Consider the following 19,124-nt stretch of genomic DNA (forward strand, 5'->3'; position numbering starts at 1 on the left):
GATTCCCCCTATTCCTTTTGCGAAAAATAATTCCCACGACTGACATTGATTTTTTTGTCTCTTTCGACCACCTGGGTCAACTTGATCAGTGAAACATAGTCCTCGACAAGACATTCTTCAGTATGTTCGGATTCGACCAGCACCGCAATTCCGGCAACTGTTGCCTTAAATTCATCCAATAAACTGACCATACCATTAATGGTACCCCCAGCCTTCATGAAATCATCTACAATTAATACATTCGAACCCTCAACCAAGCTTCTTTTAGAGAGTACCATCGTCTGAATCCTCTTTGAAGAGCCTGAAACATAATTGATGCTCACTGTAGAACCTTCCGTTACTTTATTATTCCTACTTACAATGACAACTGGAACATTCAAATAATTTGCCACGGCGTATGCTAATGATATCCCTTTAGTTGCCATTGTCATAATGACAGAGACATTTTTCTTGGCATACATTGAAGCGATTATCCTTCCAACCTTATTCACGGTTTGTGGATGACCTAATATGTCTGTCATATATAGATAGCCGCCAGGAAGTAACCTTTCGGGACTAGCGATCGTATCGCATAATCCGTCAATGAAGGCATTGACTTCAGCTTCCTTGATGGAAACAATATACTTCACTCCACCTGCCGCACCTGGAACAGTTGTTAAAGAACCTATCCCGCGTTGTTCAAAGGTATCTTTGATGATTGTCAAATCTTCACTGATCGAGGATTTTGCCGAACTATACCTTTCAGCAAAATAAGTCAGCGAAACAAGTTCCCCTGGATGTTCTAATAAATAATTGGTCATATCGACTAGCCTCTCGCTGCGACGAAATTTCATTGAGACACCCCCTTTGTGAATTCCGAATATTATAAAGCAACTATACCACTAATGTACGTTTCTATTCAAGATTGTTTCGATCACCTAATAAGCGGACCGCATAGACTTGATCACAAAATCCCCGAAGTCCATTATAAATTCTTTGCATCCGCGAATCATGCTCCACCAAACCAAAAACGGTCGGACCACTTCCGCTCATCAAGACCGAATCTGCTCCAAATGTTTTCATTTGATCTTTAATATTCGCAACCTCTGGGTATAACTGCAATGTCACTTGTTCTAGAACATTGCCCAAACCCTGACATACATCGTGATAATTATTTTCCTTAATAGCCGAAATCATTCCAGGTACATCTGGGTGATCCATTTTAGAAATTTGGAGCCTTTTGTATATATCAGCAGTCGAAACGCCGATTGTCGGTTTGGCCAAGATGACCCAGCATTTTGGCGGTGCAGGGAGATGCGTGATTTTTTCACCGCGCCCTCTTGCCAATGCCGTTCCTCCATACACACAAAATGAAACATCAGAGCCAATTTCAGCTCCTATTTCCGCAAGTTCATCCATGGAAAGACCAAGCTTCCACAGTCTATTTAAGCCTCTCAAGGTAGCTGCAGCATCACTGCTTCCACCAGCAAGTCCTGCAGCTACAGGTATATTTTTCTCTATGGTTATAGAAACACCTTTATTGATACCAAAACGTTCCTTTAGAATAAATGCGGCTTGATAAGCTAAATTCCGGTGATCATCCGGAACAAATCGATTATGGGATAGAATTTGAATATGATTTCCCTTAATTTCCTTTAGTTCAATTCTATCGGCAAGGTCGACTGTCGTCATGATCATTTCCACCTCATGATACCCATCAGGCCGTTTGAAAAGCACATCCAAAGCCAAATTGATTTTAGCCGGGGCTTTTTCCATAAGCTTCAATATGTCCACCTACTTTAACGTTCTTAAAAGTTCTTGTCCTATTCTATCATATTTGTTTATATTCTAAAGGTTTTTTCACCGTAATTTCAATGTAATGACGCTAAGATGACCTTTAGAGGAGAATAGACACATGTAGGTACATGGGAGATCAACTCATTCCTGCTTCCCAAAAGACTTGCTACATATCCATATATAGCATTTACCGATACATAAAAAAACCAGACTCCTTATCTACAATGTAAGCAAAAATGAATAGGGCTATACATTGTATAAAGAGTCTGGCTTCTTTCAGTATGACAGCATGATACAATTAAGTGTTTATCTTACTCTTTGTTCACCAATTGACGTTGCGCTTTTTCGATCGCAAGTTTCACCATGTTTCCTGCGTCCCTGGCCCGGATTCCTCCCCAGCCTTCTTTCTGGACAACATCGTAAAATCCAAGTTCTTTTGCCAATTCCTCTTTAAGATCGTTTGACATAATCCCTTTTTTCCTGCCCAAGCGAAACAACCCCTTTCACATACTGTCACATGCCTAGTGTTTGCATCATACGCTATTTCATTACATCCTTTTTAAGCCTTTATTGGAGCTCACAGGATATTTTAAAAAAACAAAAAGCAGCAAACAAAAATTGTTCGCTGCCTCGTCTAAGTTAAATCTCTTGTTGTTTGTTTAAAAATGTTAGTTCTACGGTTTCCGTTAAAACATCCGCATAGCTGTAAGATACTCTTTCAAACGCATTTTCGTCTTGGTCGAGCTCAATTACAAAAACAGCCGGATAAGTTTCCGCCAAAGTTCCAAAACGTTCTACAGTCTTTCTTCTTCCACCGTTTGCTTTTAAGAGCAATCTTTTACCTAGGTTTGAATCAAGTGCAGTTTTAATATCAGCTAGAGTTTTTGGCATTTTCGGTCCACCTCACTAAGTTAAGTATATCACAAATTACAAATATACGCAAACAAAATAATAAATTATATCAGCACTTAAAAATGTAGTCAATATATTTTTATCTGAAATTCGGCAAAATCGCGAACAATTTTATTATATCCTGGGAAATGAAAAATTATGTAAACGAACTATTTCATTATTTATTAAGCCGAATTTTCGTAATTAAATCCTCACCTAGTGGCATTACTCAACAAAAACCCTGGTTTTTGTTGATGATATCCGAATTCTGACACGATAAAAGCAAGCTGCATTCTTTCAAAATGCAGCCCGTTCATTCTTCCTGAAATGGCTTGAAAGGCAACCCTGTCCGCAACACCCCTTTTGTCTCAACTCCCCCTAAGCCCTTCTCTCCCGTTAATGTATTCCGAAGGACATCCCATACATGAAGATGCTCAGAAAAAGGCGTAAAGCTTATCTTTCCGACTATATATACTGGATCGAGAGCATGAATATTTACACGGGAAGGGGAACTTGCAAAATTTGCCCCAGCTTGGATCAGCGATTCAAAGTGAGATTGACATGCCCCGGCAAAGATAATAAGTTGATCTAAATGAGAAACCTTCCTTCTCGCTTCTCTAACTGTCAGTACAAAGTCCTTAGAGTGACGGTAGGCATTGATATCGGACATTGGTCCTTTTGATTTTGAATAAGCATCATGACCGGTGACAACAAGGATATCCGGCCGATAATGGTCCAGTAAACCCCCGATTCTTTGGGGCATTTCCTTTTCATTGCAATAGATACCGTTGACCGGAATACCGAATTTCTGATATAGATCCATGCATTTCCTTAAGTAAGATGCATCCCCATCAACATGGAGGACCCTACCTGGTATCTGAAAATATTCACCGCTATAACGATAGCCATTACTGGATTGATAGCCGTTTTTTTGTTGTTGCAGCTCCAGATCTTGTGTTAATAAGCGGTCTGATTGTTCTAGAAGTACCTCATTCGACCTTTGCCTATCATTTCTTTCATTATCATTTATGATCATTAAATCTTGAAAAGGTGCATCTGCAATCAGCCGGATATCTTCCCCATAAAGAATTGCTTCACGTCTTCCATCAATATCGCGGATATCGATTACCCGGAACAACACGTCGCATTTATAAGAAACCCGACCAACAATATCGTTTATTTGAATATTCATGGCCCCACCCCATGAGAAGACTTATTTTCAGCCCGCCCTAGTTTATTTTCATTCTTAAGTTATGCGAATCATTCTTGAATGGTGAAAGATGGGGATTGACTACATTTTTGGGTACGTTCCATTCATGTTAGGCCAAATTCAAAAGAAAAAAGCCGGAAGCTGGGAGTGATCCCATTTCCGACTTGAATTTTTACATTTGATTTATTTGAAATTTGGCAATAACGCATCACTCAAGCGTCCAAACTCTTTGATGCTCAGTGTTTCTCCCCGTCTTGACGGATCCACTTCCGAGGCTTCGAGAGCGGCAAGTATTAGTTCTTTTTTCGATTTACCATCTGGAAGCTGACTGGTTAAGTTGTTTAAAATCGTTTTCCTACGCTGTGCAAAGCTCGCCCGGGTCACAATGAAGAAGAAATCCTCATCAAGGACCTCGACGATCGGCTTAACCCGCCTAGTAAGGCGTATTACAGCTGAATCAACATTAGGTTGAGGCATGAATACCGTTTTGGGTACAATCATCACTGTTTCCGCTTCAGTATAATATTGAATGGCGATGGATAAAGAACCGTATTCCTTTGTCCCAGGTTTAGCGGCAATTCGATCAGCCACTTCTTTTTGCAGCATGCATACGATGCCTCTAATGGGCAGGTCCTCAGACAATAGCTTTAAAATGATGGGCGTCGTGACATAGTAAGGCAGATTTGCAACCACCATTAGGTCCGAGAAGCCAGCAAATTCTTCTTCGATGACCTTCTTAACATCAGCTTTTAGTACATCCCCGTGAATGATGTTAACATTGTTATAAGGAGACAGTGTATCCGATAGGATGGGCAATAAACGCTGATCAATCTCAAAGGCCGTAACCTTTTTGCTGCTTTTTGCTAGTTGTTCAGTCAAGGCGCCGATCCCCGGCCCAATTTCGATGGCGCCGCTTTCCTCTGTTAAATTTGCATGTTCGACAATACGTTTCAGGATATTCGTATCGATTAAAAAGTTCTGACCTAAGCTCTTTTTAAAGGAGAATCCGTACTTCTTCAATATATCTTTCGTTCTGACAGGGGTTGCAATATCCTTATTCATTTTTTTCCTCCTGGTTTATCTGTACCATCGCTTCAGCAAAAGCCTCAGTTGATATTTGGAACATTTTTAGCCTTTTATATAACTGTTTACCATTGGTAAACCCGATTTTCAAAATAAATCCAAGTTTTTCCCTTCGCTCCTTGGCACCGGATCCTCCAATTAAACCTGCATCTATTAAATCCTGCTGTGAAATCTCTTCCGAAGCTTCTTCATCCATTAATTGGGCTTCCTTTAAAGCATTACGAATTGCCTCAGGAGAAGCATGTTCCACACCTATCCCTTTCCCTGACTTAGGAAGGGCTTCCTTCTTCGTTAAAAAGGCGTGTTTACAGCCTTTTACTTGTTCTGAAATTATATTCCTGATTTTTTGACCAGGAAAATCAGGGTCTGTGAAAATGATGGCTCCACGTGTCTTTTGTGCCAGCCTTACCTGCTCAATACAGGAATCATTCACAGCGGAACCGTTCGTTTCGATTGTATCAGCATTTACTGCCCTTTTAATCGCTACCGTATCGTCTTTACCCTCTACAACAATAATTTCTTTAATCTTTTTCATGTTTTCCTCCATACAGAAAAGCGCAAGCGCTTTGCTTAGCTCTTGATAAACGCGTTGGACACCCACCCTTTTTCTTTTTAATTTCCAGGATAGGAGTGAATCCAGGTCAACATCTTTATGAAAGTTTAAACGCTTATAATGAAATCTTATGGAATATTAAGTCGTCTATCTTATTAAAACAGTTTTACATGGGCTTTTTCAAGAAGTGGAAAAATAAAACGTCAAAAAGCAGGAGACGAATTCATCTCCTGCGAGAGAAACTTTATTAGTCCAATACCCGAATCTTAACTTTCTTTGCACCCCAGCGATAGGCATCATTTTTTGAGGAAAAGAAGACGTCAATTCTATTTCCCTTTATTGCCCCGCCTTTGTCAGCAGCTACTGCATAGCCATAGCCCTCTACATATACTTTCGACCCCATAGGGATTACGCTTGGATCGACAGCAATGATTTTCGCACCCGGACTACTCTTTAGATCTACGCCTGTTGACGTGACACCGGAACAGCCCTTACAACTGGCAGTATAAGCCGTTGATGATACGTATATTTCTTTTCCACTAGTAGAACTAACGTTAGTTACTCCGCGGGAAGCCTGGGCAACCGTTGTTTTAGTTCCGACCGTTACAACTTTATCCTGCTTTTTACTAACAACTTTTTCTGAAAGTAATTCTCTTTTGACCTCTTTGCCATCCTCTTTAATAACTTCATATTCCTTAGAAATAAGTCCGTCTTTTCCTTCTTTAACAATTTTCTCTTTCCCTTTTGATAAGGAGTCATCTTTTTTAGTTATGACAGCAAAGTCAACTGGTTCTTCCACTACATCGGTGACTTTTTCAATTCGAATTACGTTTACCGTATTCTCAGCTTCAACTTTTTCGGCTAATTCTGGCTCAACCCGATCCAAATCATTGAGTTTTACTCCTTGTTGCTTTAAAAAGTCAGCGACAGTAGTCGAAGTTGACCATACCTTCTTTTCGTCTCCAGCTACCACTAATTTCAGTGAAAAGGCTTTGTCTATGGAAACTTCCATATTGGCATTCAGCTTCGTATTTTTTGAAGGCGTAATCTTATCCTGTTCCTTCACACTCAGATCTTGTTCTTTTAAAAGTTCGTCTACCGTATCGGCAGTGGACCAAACTTTCTCCGCCTTACCATCTTGTACCAAGACGATTTTTTGTGCAGGCTTCCAAACCACCTCTAAATCATCATCAACCGCCGTGTCTCTTGATGGGTGGACATAGTCTACCGCTTTAACGTTAATCTCTAAATCTTTCAACATATCATTTACAGTAGCAGCGTGTGTCCGCACTACCTCTTTTTTTCCGTCTAGCATTATTGTGACTGTATGCTTTGTTCCTTGATGGATTAGTATTCCCAATGCTGTAGAAACAAGAATCGCACTGCATATGGCAATTGCCATTCTCTTCTTCCCAAAAGGTTTGGGAATAAGGTTTTTCATAGTTTTTAATAGAATGAAAAACTCCTCCTTCCTCCCGGTGATTATATAGACATAGTTATCAAGCTGTCAACCCATTCACTTCTCATTTAGGAAATTACTACCTATTATGCATATCTTATGGTGAAAAGGAAAGGGCGAATTCTCGACATCATAAGCCTAAAATAGGTGTAAGATTTGTAGAAATCTAAAAAAATGCGATTTTGGCTAGCGAATCCCGGGAGATATTGTAAAAAAAGCTGTCAGTTAATGCCGAATAATTTCTTGGCATTTTCGGTTGTTGCCTGGGAAACTTCCTCTATTGTGAGTTGTTTGATTTCTGCGATTTGTTCAGCAACAAGCTTCACATAGGAAGGTTCATTACGCTTTCCTCTATATGGATGCGGAGCCAAATATGGACAATCGGTTTCAATCAGTAAACGCTCTAAAGGTACGGCCGCCGCTACCTCTTTTGGCTTTTTTGCATTCTTGAAGGTCACAGGGCCACCCAATGAAATATAAAAATTCATATTGATGCATTCCAAAGCTGTTTCTGCACTTCCGCTAAAGCAATGCATGATGCCTCCCACCTCTGATGCCGCTTCCTCCTTTAATATGTTCACGATATCCGCGGTCGCTTCCCGATTATGGATGATGATGGGCAGCCCCACTTTTTTCGCCAATCGGATTTGCTTCCTGAATACCTCCATTTGAACATCTTTAGGTGATTTATCCCAATGATAATCAAGACCCATTTCACCAATAGCTACAACCTTTGGATGATTGGATAACTCCTCGATCCATTGTAAGTCCTTCTCGGTCATATCTATAGCGTCCACTGGATGCCATCCGACTGCGGCATACATGAAATCATAAGTTTCTATTAATTCCATTGCCCTTATAATGGTAGGCTGGTCAAAACCAACGACTACCATATTATTCACTCCTGCTTCCTTAGCTCGTTCTATGACATCATCGAGATCCTCGTTGAATTGTTCTGCATTAACATGTACATGTGTGTCAAATAACATTATTTTTCTTCCTTTCTAGCACTATTTTATAAAAAAATGAAAGTTTTATGTTTCACATTTAGGTAACAAAAAGATTACAAAGGAGCCTATATGCCCAACAAGTAAAAATAGACCTAATAATCAAAACCTGTATAATTTACTTTCTCCAAAAACATAAAGAAAAAAACATAAAAATGTTTCATATGAAACACCTTTATGTTTTCGTGGGTTTATTTCACCTTTGAACCATTTGGAATCGATGAATCTATTGTAGCGACTGAGAGCACACCATCCTGGCTGCCCGCCAATATCATTCCTTGAGAGAGCTCTCCACGAAGTTTAACAGGTTTCAAATTCGTTACGCATATCACTTTTTTGCCTACTAAATCTTCAGGTTTATAGTGCTGAGCAATGCCTGATACGACTTGCCGTTTCTCATAACCTAAATCAAGCTGCAGTTTAAGAAGCTTATCCGCTTTCTTTACCGGCTCCACTTCCATGACCTGAGCAACACGAAGCTCTACTTTTGTAAAGTCATCAATAGTGATTTCATCAACCTCTGGAATCGTCTCTTCCACTTTTTCCTCGGCCTCAGGGGCTCCACCCTGCATTTGTTCTTTAATATATAAAACTTCCTCTTCCATATCCAAACGGGGGAAGATCGGCTCACCCTTCAAAACTTTTGTTTCAGCAGGAATTTGACCGAACTCCGCTAAGCTATCCCATGATTTTAAAGCATTATCTTTGATGCTAAGCTGAGCAAAGATTTTTTCCGGTGTTTGCGTCAAGAAAGGCTTTAAAAGAATTGCCGTCCTGCGTAATGACTCCGCCAAATGAACCATGACACTGGCAAGGTCTTCTTTCCTTGATTCATCTTTAGCAAGAGTCCATGGCTGGGTTTCATCAATGAATTTATTAGTTCTGCTCACGAGTTGCCAAATGGATGTGAGTGCAACTGAAAATTCCATGTTTTCCATGGCTTCCTCATACTTGCCTACCGTGCTTTGGTTCATTTCAACCAAAGCTTTTTCGAATTCGCCATTTGATCCTTCGTAACTTGGAATAACACCATCAAAGTACTTATTGACCATTGCCACTGTTCTATTTAATAAATTCCCTAAATCATTTGCAAGGTCAAAATTGATCCGTTCTACAAACCCTTCCGGTGTAAATACTCCATCAGAACCAAATGGGACTTCACGCAATAAGTAATACCGTAAAGAATCCAAACCATAACGATCAATCAATGTAACGGGATCCACTACATTCCCTTTTGATTTGGACATTTTACCATCTTTCATGAGAAGCCAGCCATGTGCAAAGACTTTCTTGGGAAGCGGTACGTCAAGAGCCATTAACATAATCGGCCAATAAATTGTATGGAAACGGACAATTTCCTTTCCGACAAGATGTACATCCGCAGGCCAATAATTCAGGTATTTAGAGTCATTATCCGTTCCATACCCTAATGCCGTTATATAGTTAGTCAATGCATCAATCCATACATAAATAACGTGCTTTGGATCTCCTGGCACCTTGATGCCCCAATCGAAAGTAGTACGTGAAACGGCCAAATCTTCCAATCCAGGTTTGATGAAGTTATTGATCATCTCGTTTTTGCGGGATTCCGGTTGAATGAAATCCGGATTTTCCTCATAAAACTTCAGTAATCGATCCGCATATTTACTCATCTTAAAGAAATAAGACTCTTCTTTCACCTTTTCAACGGGTCTGCCGCAATCTGGACAGTTTCCATTGCTTTCTTCCACCTGACGATCCGTGAAGAAAGATTCACAAGGTGTACAATACCATCCTTCATATTGATCCAAGTATATATCACCCTGGTCCAATAGCCTTTTAAAGATCTTGGCTACAACCTCTTTATGGCGATCTTCTGTCGTCCTAATGAAATCATCATAAGAAATATCAAGTTTTTCCCAGAGCTCTTTAATCCCTGATACGATATTATCTACATATTGCTGTGGAGTGATTCCTTCTTCAGCTGCTTTACGCTGGATTTTTTGACCATGTTCATCAGTGCCTGTTAAATACATCACATCAAAACCACGCATCCTTTTATAACGAGCCATGGCATCACCTGCCACTGTCGTATATGCGTGCCCTATATGTAAATTACCACTCGGATAATATATGGGTGTCGTGATATAGAATGTTTTTAATTTTTCTTGCACTTCGTTCCCTCCTCATCTTTTGCAAAACCGCTTTAGGACTGCCCAAAGCCATAAGACTATATATTTAAGCTATTATCTCTATTTTAACGCTATATACGATTCTACGCGACAATAATCACTAATCAACTTGTTAATAGAATAAAAAATAATATAAGTAAATGTCATTTTAAAAATAAGGGTTCACGATGTCAGCTTCCCTTATGTCAGCATTACCTCTTACCTCAACAAAATATACCTAAAATTCTTTTTTTTGTGCAACAACTCACAAATTTGAAAATATTCCTGGAAAATTATCCTTAATTCAGAACTTTTGTTTTGAAACTAAATTGCATTTAATCATATAATAAAGATGGAGAGATACATGCACACTTTGTCGAATTGTGGTGAATTGAGTAATTATTTGCAGCCTATTATTTCTTGAATTATAAAGACATAAACATTTTTTTCTCTTTAAAAGTCTTTTTTTCATCGGAATGCAGCCGCTTTCTTTTTTACAAAAAAATGAAAATAAATCATTGACGGATTTGGGAATGGCTGGTATTATAAATTTATAAAAAAATTTGTCGAATATTGGCGAAAAAAATAGAAATAGGGTACTAGATTGTAACTGAGAGGAGAATTTTAAAATGAAATCTACAGGTATTGTTCGTAAAGTTGATGAGTTAGGCCGGGTGGTTATTCCAATCGAACTTCGTCGTACATTGGGTATCGCTGAGAAAGATGCTCTTGAGATCTATGTTGATGACGAACGCATCATCTTGAAAAAATACAAACCAAACATGACTTGCCAAGTTACAGGTGAAGTTTCCGATAATAACCTTACACTTGCTAATGGTAAATTGATTCTTAGTCGTGAAGGTGCTGAATTACTTATCCAAGAAATTCAACAAAACTTCACTGCTTCTAAATAAATGATATAAATAAAAAAACTTCCGATCTTCGGAAGTTTTTTTATGCTTATTCATCGTTATAATTTTTATTGTATATCAATGTGATACGCTTGATATACATCGCGTTTTTGTATATTGCGATCTTTTGCGACCTGCTTGATTGCGTCCTTTGAATTGAGCTGCTTGTTTTCTATATAATGATTAACATGACCGACTAAATCAAGTGCCGCCCACCAAGCTTCCTCACATTCATCCTCAGTCAATTGTCCACCTTCTATTATTAAACAGAACTCACCCCGAATCTCGGATTCCATCGCCCACGTCAATGCTTCACTTACCGTCCCTCGAATGAACTCTTCAAATTTCTTAGTTAATTCGCGACATAATACTATTCGACGGTCACCTAAAATTTCATGCATATGTTTCAATGTTTCTTTTAATCGATGTGGCGATTCATAAACGATCCATGTGGATTCCATTTTTTTCAACTTTTCCAACTCCTGCTTTTTTTCTTTTGCTCCCCGTTGTAAAAAGCCATAAAAGTAAAAAGGCTGTGGAATGAGCCCAGATGCAATCAATGCAGTTAATGCAGCATTGGCACCTGGCAACGGAATGACTTTAAACTGTTCAGCAATGGCATCTTTGACCAGTTCATATCCCGGATCGGATATCGTTGGCAGGCCAGCATCACTTACCAATGCGATGACCTCTCCTGATCGAAGCCGCTCGAGCATCTGTTTCCCGCTATATTCTTTATTATGTTCATGGTAACTGACGATAGGTGTCGAAATTTCAAAGTAGTTGCATAATTTCTTCGTATTTCGTGTGTCCTCAGCTGCAATGACATCCGCTTCCTTTAAGATTCTTAAAGCCCGAAAGCTCATATCTTCAAGGTTTCCTATCGGTGTAGGAACCAGATATAGAGCTGGCTCCAATCCTTCTTTTTCAAAACTCTTTTGTTGCCACATATCATGCATCCTCCTTTGCCATCCACTTTTGCTTTTGTTTTCTTGTTAATTGCTTAAACTTATATTCAGCCCGCATGGCCAATGTCTGTGTTTCAAATATTTCATGATGAATCAGTTCAACCGGGGTCCGTCCTCGGGTATACTTTGCCCCCCTGCCTTGATTATGAGCATCAATCCTACGATCCAAGTCATTTGTATACCCAGCATAATAGCTGCCGTCCTTGCATTTTAAAACATAAAAATAGTGCTTATTCCTCTCCATATAAAATCCTTTTTATTTCCGGATTATAATCATTTTGGTCGTTATACACAACAAGAGGAGGTAAAATCTTCAAATCAGGGTTGCCGTCCTTTATCCCTTCAATTAGAATCGTATTTGCTTCTTTTGAACTTTTTGGATAAACGAATTGCAATCGCTTCGGTTCAATCCTGTACATCCTCATTAATCGCAGGATATCCATCAGACGGCCCGGCCTATGAACGAATGCCGCTTTTCCACCTTGACGCAGCAACTGGCTTGAAATACGCATGACGTCCTCAAGATTACACATTATTTCATGACGGGCAATTGCAAAATGCTCATTTTTATTCATTTCCTCAATTGATGGCGTCGGGAAATAGGGTGGATTGCAAGTAACCACGTCATACTTGCTGTATCCTATCTGCTTCGGAATCTCTTTTATATCCCCATGAATCATTTCGATCCGGGAGGATACGCCATTATAGTCCATGCTCCTCTTGGCCATGTCATATAACCGCTCTTGAATCTCAACACCCGTAATTGTCCCTTTCGTTCTTGTACTCAGCAGCAAGGGGATGACCCCATTCCCTGAGCAAAGATCTACGATTTTCCCTTTTTGGATCGGGACATTTACGAACCTTGATAATAAAACGGCATCTAATGAAAAAGAGAATACTGATGGGCTCTGGATAATCCTTAAATTCTCAGCCAATAGATAATCCAGGCGTTCATCTCCTTTAAGTTCTACCATTGCTGTTACCCTCCTAATTATGTATGGAAAACGCATGTTTAGGGTCCATGCTTCGACATTCGTATCGTAAAAAAAGGGATCTGACTCATAGTATGCGTCAGACCCCGAATCACTATATATTGTAAACGGTCTATCTATCACGTAAAAGAGATGGAACATCTTTTATATTATTCCATTATCACTTTTTGTTTAAAAAAGATAAACAGAACAGGCAATCTCCTTCTTTTCGTAAACTGCCAAAATGCAGATTGCAAATATGGAAGCCTTCTTGATAGATACGGGCTAGATTATCATAGCCTTCCCCGATATCCATAACCTTGTCCGTACTAGCAGTACGGTTTTTCACTTTTTGTTTAACCTTCACTGCAGCAGGCGCACTTTCGACTTCCACAAGGCCTAACCGATGACGCAAGTGTTCGTTCTCCAGCTTGAGCGACTGATTTTCCTCAAGGATTTCAGCTAAGTTCTGCTTCAATTCTCCAAGCTGCTTATATAATTGGCCTATCTGGGTTTCCATATTGGTCACCGACTCAAAAATATCTTTCTTATCCACGCTCTCCCACCACCTTAATAATCTGTGGCTTGAATAGAAACGGCTCCCTCTTTTAGAATCTCATCAAGAGTATACTCTAATACTCTTTCCTGCTCGATTAGTTCAATCTGAAGTACGCGTTCTAGAATATTAAGCCCCACTACCTTGCCTTTGCCACCAGGCGTATTAATCATTTCACCTAAATCAGGAAGCATTTCCTTCGCACTTTCATACTCGTCATTTTCATATTTCAGACAGCACATCAATCGACCGCATAATCCTGAGATTTTTGTAGGGTTCAATGATAAATTCTGATCCTTCGCCATTTTGATGGAAACCGGTTCAAAATCTCCAAGAAATGTGGAGCAACAAAGCATTCTGCCACAAGGTCCAATGCCACCAAGCATCTTGGCCTCATCCCTTACCCCAATTTGGCGCAGTTCTATCCGAGTTCTGAATATGGCAGCTAAATCTTTGACTAAATCACGGAAATCCACGCGACCATCCGCTGTAAAATAAAACACGACCTTATTTCTGTCGAAAGTATATGACACATCAACCAGCTTCATATCCAGCTTATGCTCAACAACCTTTTGGCAACATATAGAGTAGGCCTCTTCTGCAGCCGCCTTGTTCTCATCAACAATCAGCTTATCTTTTGCATCAGCGACCCGAAGTACTTTTTTTAACGGCAGGACAACATCGTTTTCATCTACTTGTTTACGGGCTGTAACAACTTTACCGAATTCAACACCGCGGACAGTCTCCACTATTACAAAATCGTCCTTAGGAATAGCGAATTCACCCGGATCAAAGTAGTATATTTTGCCCGCCTTTTTAAAACGGACACCTACAACATCATACAAATCATGATCCCTCCTGCAAATTCAGCACAAGCTGTTCCATCAACAGCTGTGGATTCGTGTTGGACATCAGCTTCCGTTTTGCTTCCAAAATACAACCCATATTTTCGGCAAGGCGTCTTGGAGAAAGATGAAGAGCGTGAGTTTCAAATTCCTTCAGTTTATTTTGGAATACAACGAAGCCCTTTTTGTCCAACTGAATGTATAATAAATCCTTATATATAAGAAGTAACAAATCAAGACCTCTGTCAACCTGTTCTCTTTCTTTAAAGTGTGAAAACCAATCCGTCTGCAGGTACAACAATGCCTTCAAGGAACTAAGTTTTAACACTTCATATAATTTTACCACTATTTTTTGAGCTTGTACAAACCATTCATCATTGCTAAGCTCAATTCCAGCTTCCACATTCTGTGTTATATGTGCGATAACCGAGGCAAGCTGCGGTTCTAAATCCTGTTCTATCAGCTTCCGTTTCACATTCTCCGGGGATAATGGCTTGAACGAAATCACTTGGCATCTTGATAATATGGTCGGCAGAATCCTCTGAAGCTGTTCGGTCATCAATATTGCTACGGTATCGGCCGAAGGTTCTTCTAAAAATTTCAATAGACTGTTGGCTGCCCCCACTGACATTTTGTCCGCATCGGCAATCATATAAACCTTTCGATCCGCCTCTACGCTTTTTTTCGAAAATTCTTCTTGGAGCCCCTTAATTTGTTCTTTCTTTATTGAAAGACCGTCTCTTTCTATTAAATGGACATCAGGATGGTTCCCACTGGAAATCCGTTTGCAATTTCGGCAAAGTTCGCATGGCTTATAACCCGCTTTTGGTGCTTCACATAATAAGCTTTTGGCAAAGGTTTTGCTTATATCTTGCTTACCCGTCCCTTTTTCCCCTTCAAATAAATACGCATGAGCCACCCTGTTCTTCATTATGCTATTTTGCAGCATCATCATTACCTGCGGCTGAATTTGATTCATGTCCTGCCATGTTTTATCCAAAACCATCAACTCACTTAAGTATATAAATTAATCAGAAGACCTTTAATTTCACCTATCATTTCCAATATTTCAAGCGAGCTTTTCTCTTTATTAAGAATTTCCTCGCTTAACTCCACTAATCTTGCATCTATCGTTTCCACGGTTTTCAACGGCCGACTCTGTCCATATTGGTTCCAGCTAGTGGATTGCTTCAGTTCCAGTCCATATTCAACCGCTTCTTTAACAAACCGTTTCACTAATGCTTTATATTTTGCCAGTTCCCTAAAAGTACGTGACCTTACTAAACGCTGTCCCGCCCCTTCTATATCGCCTATCAAACGGTTTAATGTTTGGATTTGCATTTTTTGATCCTGTGTCTGGACCATTTGTTGAAATCTTCCACTCCCAATTTGAAACTGTTTGGCATCCTGGCGCGATTTATCCAGCTTAATAGGGGTATCATGGTTGATTTTCATAATGAACCTCCCTGTAGCTAACCGTTAGAATTGTAAAAAGTTTTCAACCGGCAGAACAAAAATGGTCGCACCGCCTACTTGAATCTCCACTGGGTAAGGTACATAGGACTCGGCATTCCCGCCCATCGGAGAAACCGGTGATACTAACTGGGATCGTGACTGACAATTCTGTTTGATGATCTGGATGGCTTGGTCAACACGTTCATCCTCTGTGCCAATCATAAAAGTCGTATTACCTGATTTTAAAAACCCGCCAGTGCTGGCTAGCTTGGTTGTTCCGAAATTATTTTCAACTAATTCATTTAGCAGGCGATGACTATCCTTGTCTTGAACGACAGCAATGATCATTTTCATTCTCATCATCCTCCGGTTACTCTGAATTTTTCCTAACTCCATTATAGCAACTAGTCTTTGCTTGGAATAGTATTCGGGTTGAATAATATGGAAACCTAATATTTAATTCCCTGTTTTCTCCAGATAATTAAACAAACTGGCTTTCGCTTCTTCAAAAACTTCATCAACTGTACGTCCTGCATCAATGATAATAAAACGGTCTTCCCATCTATTTATAATGGACTGATACCCCTCACAAACTTTTTTATGAAAGTCCAGGGCTTCAAGATCCAGCCGGTTCACTTCCCGTTCCCCATTGGCCTGGATACGTCTCAATCCTTCTTCTGGATCTATATCAAAAAAGAAAGTGGCATCGGGCATCATATCTCCAATTGCGAATTTATTGATACTGTAAACCTCTTCAATATCCAAACCCCTTGCATGGCCTTGGTAGGCTAACGAGCTATCTATAAATCGGTCACAGAGAACAATTCCCCCTCGTTTCAACTCCGGCATGACCACTTCCACTAAATGCTGACGTCTAGCCGCTGCATATAATAAGGCCTCTGTTCTCGAGTCCATAGCTGTATTATCCTTATTAAGGATCACTTCCCTAATCTGCTCCGAAATGGGGACTCCCCCTGGCTCACGCGTTAATAGGACTTTGTAGCCTTCTTGTTGCAGAGCCTTGCCAAGCATTTGGGTAATTGTTGTTTTCCCAGCACCCTCGGGCCCTTCCATTGTAATAAAAATACCACGTTTCATCGATGTACCTCCAAGGTTCTTTGTTTGTAGTATATCATTTTAACCAGCATGCCCGCTTTCATAAACGATCAACTCTCCGTTTGAAAGGGAGGAACCTCCATGAAACCTTGATCCCAGTTCAAGCAGTCTCTTCAGATTGGTAATATGATCTGTCGTAATCATTTCCCCGGACATAATTAATGGAATTCCTGGCGGATAAGGGATGACCATCTCGGCAGATACCTCTCCTACGGCTTCTCTCAATACAACCGGTCTCGATTTACTATGCTTCATGACGGAGTAAGTAATTTCCAGAGCCGTAATCGAACTTCCAGCAAACCAGCTACCCACTTGATTCGCTTCGACGCTTCCAGTTCTGTCTTTAGTCGCACTTTTTATATTTTGAACGATTTCTTGAAAGGGAAAATCGATACTCGTTTTTAATAAAGGTAAAATCATTAATAAATTATTAGGATCAGCTAATTCTGTAAAAATGCCTTCGGCTTCACATAGCTGCTGTAACTCAAACCCGCTTAATCCATTTATTGATTGAATGACTACTTTCAACGGGTCTGCTGAAGTACCTGGTGGCGCCTCTAACACCCTTACTGTTTGTAGGGCGCCCAATTCCCGTCTGAAATCTGATATCTTTTTAATAAGGGATTTTTTATCTTCTGATGTAAAAGCGGCTAAGTATGCTCTGGCTAAGTCGAGCGATCCCATAATTGGGTAAGACGGGCTGCTAGACTGAAGCATTTGTAAATAGAATGATACTTGCCCCACATCAACTAAGGATGAATTGACATGAAGATATGACCCCATCGTCATAGCCGGCAGTGTTTTATGTGCTGAATGGACAACGGCATCTGCCCCTGCGAAAATAGCTGATTTAGGAAACGGACTTCCTAACTGAAAGTGAGCGCCATGTGCTTCGTCCACCAGCACCGGGATTCCCTTTTGATGTGCAAGTCTCACCAATTCCGTCAAGTCTTCACCAAGACCATAATAATTCGGGTAGGTTACAACGATGGCTTTAACATCTGGATTGGCACTCAAAGCTTCTTCAATTAATTTTGATCCTACACCACCAGCAATGCCCCATCCCTCATAAAAATCCGGCTGTAAAAAAATCGGCTGTACATTCGCTAACATCAACCCATGCAAAATTGATTTATGGCAATTTCTTTGGACAAGCACTTTATCACCTTCACGGCAGGTAGCAAGAATCATCGCAATGTTGCCTACCGTTGACCCATTAACCAGAAAGTAACTTTTCTTTACCCCATATAAATCAGCGAGCAGTTGCTCGGACTTTAAAATGGCGCCCTCTGGAGCATGAAGGTCATCTAAACCGCTTATCTCCGTGGCATCTATGCCAAGCAGGGGGTTATATATTGCTTCGCCCTTTTTACTAAAGACCCATCCATTTTTATGTCCTGGCACATGCAGGGATATTGGTCTTTTTTTATAAAGGGCACTCATTGCATCGAACAATGGTGTCTGTGTTTGATTCATTTTTCTCTTCCCTCAAATCATAGTATTTTTTCATTTTATCAAATAAGTTCATATTTATCTCTTATTGCTCGACAGAAAGGCAATTATGTATCTTCGAACACTCTGTTTAGATACAGAAACGCAGCTTGTTACCAAGCATTCTTCTAAAGTACCAAAAAAAGAGTCAGAGAATAAAGAAACACTCCATTTCTTCATTCTCTGACTCTTTAACTTTTCTCAAACTGCTTATTCATGAAAATATTTCAGGATTATTGATTTTTCTTAATTGCTTTAAGTAATATTTGTACTTTGGATCGTTCGTATCCGTCCCGATCATATCCCTTTCACATTCCTCACAAATAAAAGTCGTATATAGATGTATTCCCATCCCTTTTATTTGTTCACAAACCACGCACGATTCCCCTGCCGTTGTTTTGGTTGTTGTTGTCCCCAACATCTCCACCTCCATACCTGCATTCTCCCCAAAAACCATTGTTCACATACATTAATTTAAATAGTTTAAGAGAACCGGGGATGCTTTTAACAATGTATGATGAAGTTTTTCAATACGTGTATGTCTTTATAAAAGTTTCCATATTTGATAAACCCTTTATATCTAATGATTTTTCTTTTCATTCAACAAAAAAGACCAGCCGGATGGCTGATCTTTTAAATGGCTTGGCGGCGTCCTACTCTCACAGGGGGAAACCCCCAACTA

General features: G+C 39.9%; 22 protein-coding genes. 1 reads left to right on the forward strand and 21 read right to left on the reverse strand.

Features of this window, described 5'->3' with window-relative positions; translation table 11 throughout:
- Window positions 1-8 precede the first annotated feature (8 nt).
- The 10 genes from purR to metG form a co-directional block, all read right to left on the reverse strand.
- The gene (gene purR, locus ACFX4L_RS16030) at window positions 9-833 is read right to left on the reverse strand and encodes a pur operon repressor (protein WP_125162837.1); all 825 of its coding nucleotides are present in this window, start codon (window positions 831-833) and stop codon (window positions 9-11) included.
- Between the two features lie 61 nt (window positions 834-894).
- Window positions 895-1,764, reverse strand: a complete 870-nt coding sequence (gene ispE, locus ACFX4L_RS16035) for a 4-(cytidine 5'-diphospho)-2-C-methyl-D-erythritol kinase (RefSeq protein WP_061440327.1) — start codon at window positions 1,762-1,764, stop codon at window positions 895-897.
- Between the two features lie 323 nt (window positions 1,765-2,087).
- Entirely contained in the window at window positions 2,088-2,264 is a 177-nt protein-coding gene (locus ACFX4L_RS16040) for a small, acid-soluble spore protein, alpha/beta type (RefSeq protein WP_061440326.1), read from the reverse strand.
- 151 nt (window positions 2,265-2,415) lie between these two features.
- On the reverse strand, window positions 2,416-2,667 hold the full coding sequence (gene veg / locus ACFX4L_RS16045) for a biofilm formation stimulator Veg (RefSeq protein WP_061440325.1): 252 nt from the start codon (window positions 2,665-2,667) through the stop codon (window positions 2,416-2,418).
- A gap of 313 nt (window positions 2,668-2,980) precedes the next feature.
- A complete protein-coding gene (gene yabG, locus ACFX4L_RS16050; protein ID WP_318686164.1) occupies window positions 2,981-3,859 on the reverse strand; it encodes a sporulation peptidase YabG in 879 nt (292 codons plus the stop codon).
- A 201-nt stretch (window positions 3,860-4,060) separates the two neighbouring features.
- Window positions 4,061-4,939, reverse strand: coding sequence for a 16S rRNA (adenine(1518)-N(6)/adenine(1519)-N(6))-dimethyltransferase RsmA (gene rsmA / locus ACFX4L_RS16055; RefSeq protein WP_061440323.1), 879 nt, complete (start codon window positions 4,937-4,939; stop codon window positions 4,061-4,063).
- Window positions 4,932-5,495, reverse strand: a complete 564-nt coding sequence (gene rnmV / locus ACFX4L_RS16060; protein WP_089364275.1) for a ribonuclease M5 — start codon at window positions 5,493-5,495, stop codon at window positions 4,932-4,934. The genes rsmA and rnmV overlap by 8 nt, the downstream gene beginning before the upstream one ends.
- A 265-nt stretch (window positions 5,496-5,760) precedes the next feature.
- Window positions 5,761-6,915 carry a ubiquitin-like domain-containing protein gene (locus ACFX4L_RS16065; protein ID WP_377405626.1) on the reverse strand — a complete coding sequence of 385 codons (1,155 nt, stop codon included), beginning with the start codon at window positions 6,913-6,915 and terminating at the stop codon, window positions 5,761-5,763.
- A gap of 278 nt (window positions 6,916-7,193) precedes the next feature.
- On the reverse strand, window positions 7,194-7,961 hold the full coding sequence (locus tag ACFX4L_RS16070; protein ID WP_061440320.1) for a TatD family hydrolase: 768 nt from the start codon (window positions 7,959-7,961) through the stop codon (window positions 7,194-7,196).
- 209 nt (window positions 7,962-8,170) lie between these two features.
- Window positions 8,171-10,132, reverse strand: a complete 1,962-nt coding sequence (metG, locus tag ACFX4L_RS16075; RefSeq protein ID WP_061440319.1) for a methionine--tRNA ligase — start codon at window positions 10,130-10,132, stop codon at window positions 8,171-8,173.
- Between the two features lie 626 nt (window positions 10,133-10,758).
- Between metG and ACFX4L_RS16080 the strand changes: the two genes are divergently transcribed.
- Window positions 10,759-11,043, forward strand: coding sequence for a transition state genes transcriptional regulator AbrB (locus tag ACFX4L_RS16080; protein ID WP_048689982.1), 285 nt, complete (start codon window positions 10,759-10,761; stop codon window positions 11,041-11,043).
- 65 nt (window positions 11,044-11,108) lie between these two features.
- On the opposite strand, the gene rsmI is transcribed toward ACFX4L_RS16080, so the two are convergent.
- The 11 genes from rsmI to ACFX4L_RS16135 form a co-directional block, all read right to left on the reverse strand.
- The gene (rsmI, locus tag ACFX4L_RS16085; RefSeq protein ID WP_377405628.1) at window positions 11,109-11,990 is read right to left on the reverse strand and encodes a 16S rRNA (cytidine(1402)-2'-O)-methyltransferase; all 882 of its coding nucleotides are present in this window, start codon (window positions 11,988-11,990) and stop codon (window positions 11,109-11,111) included.
- Window position 11,991: 1 nt separating this feature from the next.
- Window positions 11,992-12,252: a GIY-YIG nuclease family protein gene (locus ACFX4L_RS16090; RefSeq protein ID WP_061440317.1), complete on the reverse strand. Its 261-nt coding sequence runs from the start codon at window positions 12,250-12,252 to the stop codon at window positions 11,992-11,994.
- Window positions 12,239-12,982 (reverse strand): tRNA1(Val) (adenine(37)-N6)-methyltransferase, encoded by a 744-nt coding sequence (locus tag ACFX4L_RS16095; protein WP_317778945.1) that lies wholly within the window; start codon window positions 12,980-12,982, stop codon window positions 12,239-12,241. The genes ACFX4L_RS16090 and ACFX4L_RS16095 overlap by 14 nt, the downstream gene beginning before the upstream one ends.
- 178 nt (window positions 12,983-13,160) lie before the next feature.
- Window positions 13,161-13,499, reverse strand: a complete 339-nt coding sequence (gene yabA, locus ACFX4L_RS16100; protein WP_375166265.1) for a DNA replication initiation control protein YabA — start codon at window positions 13,497-13,499, stop codon at window positions 13,161-13,163.
- Window positions 13,500-13,549: 50 nt separating this feature from the next.
- The gene (locus ACFX4L_RS16105; protein WP_061440314.1) at window positions 13,550-14,380 is read right to left on the reverse strand and encodes a PSP1 domain-containing protein; all 831 of its coding nucleotides are present in this window, start codon (window positions 14,378-14,380) and stop codon (window positions 13,550-13,552) included.
- 1 nt (window position 14,381) lies between these two features.
- The gene (gene holB, locus ACFX4L_RS16110; protein WP_377385025.1) at window positions 14,382-15,386 is read right to left on the reverse strand and encodes a DNA polymerase III subunit delta'; all 1,005 of its coding nucleotides are present in this window, start codon (window positions 15,384-15,386) and stop codon (window positions 14,382-14,384) included.
- 8 nt (window positions 15,387-15,394) lie between these two features.
- Complete coding sequence (locus ACFX4L_RS16115) at window positions 15,395-15,835, reverse strand: YaaR family protein (protein ID WP_377385027.1); 441 nt, start codon at window positions 15,833-15,835, stop codon at window positions 15,395-15,397.
- 24 nt (window positions 15,836-15,859) lie between these two features.
- Window positions 15,860-16,189, reverse strand: a complete 330-nt coding sequence (locus ACFX4L_RS16120) for a cyclic-di-AMP receptor (protein ID WP_061440312.1) — start codon at window positions 16,187-16,189, stop codon at window positions 15,860-15,862.
- A 102-nt stretch (window positions 16,190-16,291) separates the two neighbouring features.
- Window positions 16,292-16,933, reverse strand: a complete 642-nt coding sequence (gene tmk, locus ACFX4L_RS16125) for a dTMP kinase (protein ID WP_284469098.1) — start codon at window positions 16,931-16,933, stop codon at window positions 16,292-16,294.
- Window positions 16,934-16,972: 39 nt separating this feature from the next.
- Window positions 16,973-18,427, reverse strand: coding sequence for an aminotransferase class I/II-fold pyridoxal phosphate-dependent enzyme (locus ACFX4L_RS16130; protein WP_377385029.1), 1,455 nt, complete (start codon window positions 18,425-18,427; stop codon window positions 16,973-16,975).
- A gap of 229 nt (window positions 18,428-18,656) precedes the next feature.
- Window positions 18,657-18,875 (reverse strand): sigma factor G inhibitor Gin, encoded by a 219-nt coding sequence (locus ACFX4L_RS16135; protein WP_081108652.1) that lies wholly within the window; start codon window positions 18,873-18,875, stop codon window positions 18,657-18,659.
- Between the last annotated feature and the right edge of the window lie 249 nt (window positions 18,876-19,124).

Source organism: Peribacillus sp. YIM B13482 (assembly GCF_042787975.1).
GTDB lineage: Bacteria > Bacillota > Bacilli > Bacillales > DSM-1321 > Peribacillus > Peribacillus simplex_A.